Raw genomic sequence first — 4,168 nt, forward strand, 5'->3', positions numbered from 1 at the left:
GCTTACCATCGGCTGTGCCGGCGGTATAGATACAAATACGATATATACTTATAAACAAAAACAGGTTGCAGACAGCAGCATTGCTTTTGAGATCTCTATAAAAGGTTTACTAGGCGGCCACTCCGGTATGGATATCCATAAAGGCAGGGCCAACGCGAATAAATTGATGAACCGGTTACTTTATGAGGCAAATAAGGAACTTGGTATTCAGTTGAGTTCGGTAGATGGCGGAAGCCTAAGAAATGCCATTCCAAGAGAATCTAAAGCTGTGGTTGTGGTAACACCTGCTCAAAAAGAAAAGTTTAATTCCTTTATAAAAAGTTTTACAGCTATTGTTGAGGCAGAATTTCATGCCATAGAACCTTCTTTATTGATTTCTGCCGTTGAAACCCAATTGCCTAAGTTTGCAATGGACGAAGCAGATTTTACCAAGATCGTGAATGCAGTTTACTCTCTTCCAAACGGTGTTTTTAGGATGAGCCCTGATATTGCTGACCTGGTGGAAGCCTCTTCTAACCTGGCCAGAGTGATTATTGGAAACGGAGAGTTTGTGACCCAATCATTGCAACGCAGTAGTGTTGAAAGCACTAAACGAGATGTTGCAATTGCCGTTGGTGCATCTCTGGAAATTATTGGATGCGATGTTTCACGCAGTGGCGATTATCCGGGTTGGAAACCTAATCCCGATTCCAGTATTTTAGAATTGATGGCTGATCTATATAGATCCAGTTTTAATTCCGAACCTAATGTTAATGCCTGCCACGCTGGTTTAGAGTGCGGTATTTTGGGTGGCCACCTGCCGGGAATGGATATGATCTCCTTTGGACCAACAATTCATGGTGCACATTCGCCCGATGAAAAGGTACAGGTATCTTCAGTACAAAAATTCTGGGGCTATTTGCTAAAAGTACTTCAACAAATTCCACTTAAAAATAACTAAATACTATTCTACGTTTGTTCCTATTATGAAAGTTTACATATACGCATTTTTAATCCTTATTGTATTTTCTTTATACCAATGTCAGAGTTATAAAAAGGTTTCTACAACAAAAGCTACTTCCGATAAACCCATCGACTTTAACACATCACCGGTGGTTCCTGCTGATGAATCCATAAGTAAAATGGTTATAGAAGATGGTTTTGAGGTAGAACTTATTGCAGCCGAGCCAATAGTAACAACACCTGTGGCAATGAGCTTTGATCAGAAAGGGCGTATGTGGGTAGTAGAAATGAATGGATATATGCCTGATACATTGGGTACCGGAGAAGATAAGCCATCGGGTAAGATCATTATTCTGGAAGATAAAAATAAAGATGGTGTTGCAGACGAGCGTAAACTAGTAATCGACTCATTGGTGCTGCCAAGGGCAATTTGTTTAATTGAAGATGGTATTCTGGTGGCTGAACCGCCAAACTTATGGTACTATGAACTTAAAAATGATAAGCCAGTAAAAAGGACGCTTGTCGATAGTAAATACGCGGTAGATGGTAATGTGGAGCATCAGCCAAATGGCTTGTTAAGAGCCCTTGACAATTGGATTTACAATGCAAAATCAAGTAAACGATATAGAAAACAAGGCGATAAATGGTTGATTGAGGATACTCATTTTAGAGGTCAGTGGGGAGTAAGTCAGGATAATTATGGCAGGTTATACTATAATGATAATTCGACGAACTTGTTGGGCGATTATTTTAGTCCCGGTTTTGGTGCCTCAAATAAAAATCAAAGAGGAGTGGATGGCTTTTCTGAAAGAACAGTACCAAACAACCGTGTATATCCAATTAGACCAACCCCGGGCGTAAACAGAGGTTATTCTCCAGGAACATTAGATGACAGCTTAAGATTAAGAAACTTTACAGCAGCTTGCGGTCCGTTGATTTACCGGGGAGATCTGTTTGGCAGTGCTTATGATTTTAATGCTTTTGTAGCAGAACCCTCGGCTAACTTAATTAAGAGGAATATTTTAAAAGAAACCGGATATGTAGTAAAAGGGGAGCAGGCATATAAAGATAAGGAGTTCCTGGCCAGTGTTGATGAAAGATTCAGACCGGTTAGCTTATACAATGGCCCTGATGGGGCATTATATGTTGTAGACATGTATAGAGGCATTATTCAGCATAAAACCTATGTTACGCCATATTTATCAGGTCAGATTAAAGCGAGAAACCTCACATTGCCATTGGCATGTGGCCGAATCTATAAAATTGTTCCAAAAGGTAAAAAGGCCGTTGCTACAAGCATTCCTAATGATCCTGAAAAATTGATAGCATTATTGGGAAGTACTAACGGTTATTTACGGGATATGGCTCAGCAAACGCTGATAGATGGAAAATACAAGCAAGCAATCCCTCATTTAAAAGCAGTTTTAAAACAAACGACAAATCCATTACAGGTGATTCATGCGTTATGGACGTTGGAAGGGCTTAATGCATTAGAAACAAATGAAGTGCTGGCCTTATTGAAAAGTACAGAATGGCCAATCCGTATGCAGGCGTTAACAGTGCTGCCGTCGGTAATTAACTCATCGTCTTATGCTAGCTATGTGAAAGCATTAGATGAATTAGTTGATAGTAACGACGAATTGGCTGCTCCTTATGTGGCATTTGTATCAAAATATATTAAACCATTTAATGAACAAGCCGCTGATAACATGTTGGTAAATCTGACTAAAAAGTATCCGAATAACAGTTTTGTTTCTGATGCTGTGATCAGCAATTTAGCTTATCGCGAAGAGTCGTTTAAAGAAACAATAGCCAAGTTTGAACCCGATACCAATTTGAAAATAAATAAACAGTTACAGAAAGTAATTACCGCTTATAATAACACTAAAAAGAACCGTGATCCGGATGCGCTTGCCAAAGAATATCCAAAAGGATCGGCACTGTTCTTATCTACCTGTCAAACTTGCCATTCGCACGATGGTAATGGTATTGCCTCTTTAGCACCACCATTAAATAAGTCGCAATGGGTAAATGGCGATAAAAACACTTTAATTTCAATTGTTTTATTTGGATTAACCGGCCCGGTAAATGTTAATGGCCACGTATATGAAGCGCCAGAAATTGCTGGTGATATGCCTGGAATTGGTCATAGCGATGAAATTTCTGATGAAGATATTGCTCAGTTGTTAAGTTTTATTAGAAACTCGTGGCAAAACAATGCAGGTAAAATTGATGTTAAAGACGTAGTGAGTGTTCGTGAGAAACTTAAAAGCAGACAAAAAGCATTTACAGTTGCCGAATTAGAATCAAAAAACTGAAATTAGATTTATGAAAGTTATAATTGGATCAGATCATGCAGGTTTTGCATATAAAACCATATTAGTAAAAATGTTGCTTGATGATGGATATGAAGTGATAGATAAGGGTACTCATACAAGTGCACCCAGCGATTATCCCGATCATGCTGCGCATGTAGCCCATGCTTTGTTAAATAAAGAAGGCGATAGAGGAATTTTAGTGTGCGGCAGTTCGGTAGGAGTTAGTGTAGCTGCAAATAAATTTAAGGGTATAAGAGCTGGTGTATGTCATGATACCTATTCAGCACACCAGTCTGTTGAGCACGACGATGTGAATGTTTTATGTATTGGAGAACGTGTTATTGGAATTGAGTTAGCTAAAGATATTGTTAGAGCGTTTCTCAAGGCTATCTTTTCTAATGAAGAACGACATGTTCAACGATTAGAAAAAATAGCCGCCATTGAGAGAGGAGAGATGTAGGGGTTATTGATTTGTAATGACTTGTCCGTCAAAAGCATGTTCTGTTCCAGATGGAGTAAGCATGCCTCTTGATATGATGGTATAAGTTTTGCCTTTCTTGATATCGATGTCTTTCAGTTCTTTTTTTACAGCACCGGATGCTTTATCCTTAATTTCGAAGGTGTAAATTTTAGCAGGAATCTCTACAAAATCACTTGCAGCTTTGTATGCTTTGTCGGTAGCTACTGCAACGCTATCTTTAAATGCAAGATTAAGCGCAGAAGCATCAGGCGATAAATTAATAAATCTTACAAATGCTTTTTCAGCGGCAGGAGCTTTAATGTTATCGTTAATAAGCAGATAATCAAGACTTGCTTGTTTGCCGATAAAGAATAAAGAATAGATATTGCCGTTTTCGAACTTTAAACTCTCTGAAAGCAAGCTTTCTGTACTGCTTTCGGTTGTAAGT

Annotated in this window: 4 protein-coding genes; 3 read left to right on the forward strand and 1 reads right to left on the reverse strand. The window is 38.7% G+C overall.

Annotation, left to right across the window (positions count from 1 at the left end; translation table 11 throughout):
• The 3 genes from AC1DDX_RS24565 to rpiB form a co-directional block, all read left to right on the forward strand.
• On the forward strand, positions 1–940 hold a 940-nt coding region (locus AC1DDX_RS24565; RefSeq protein WP_477622757.1), incomplete at its 5' end, for a peptidase dimerization domain-containing protein.
• Between the two features lie 25 nt (positions 941–965).
• The gene (locus AC1DDX_RS24570; protein WP_337717944.1) at positions 966–3,260 is read left to right on the forward strand and encodes a DUF7133 domain-containing protein; all 2,295 of its coding nucleotides are present in this window, start codon (positions 966–968) and stop codon (positions 3,258–3,260) included.
• Positions 3,261–3,270: 10 nt separating this feature from the next.
• The gene (gene rpiB, locus AC1DDX_RS24575) at positions 3,271–3,720 is read left to right on the forward strand and encodes a ribose 5-phosphate isomerase B (RefSeq protein ID WP_288882778.1); all 450 of its coding nucleotides are present in this window, start codon (positions 3,271–3,273) and stop codon (positions 3,718–3,720) included.
• 3 nt (positions 3,721–3,723) lie between these two features.
• Here the strand turns inward: rpiB and AC1DDX_RS24580 are convergent.
• On the reverse strand, positions 3,724–4,168 hold a 445-nt coding region (locus tag AC1DDX_RS24580; protein WP_477622758.1), incomplete at its 5' end, for a DUF4397 domain-containing protein.

This window comes from Pedobacter sp. 10L46_2 (assembly GCF_056395165.1).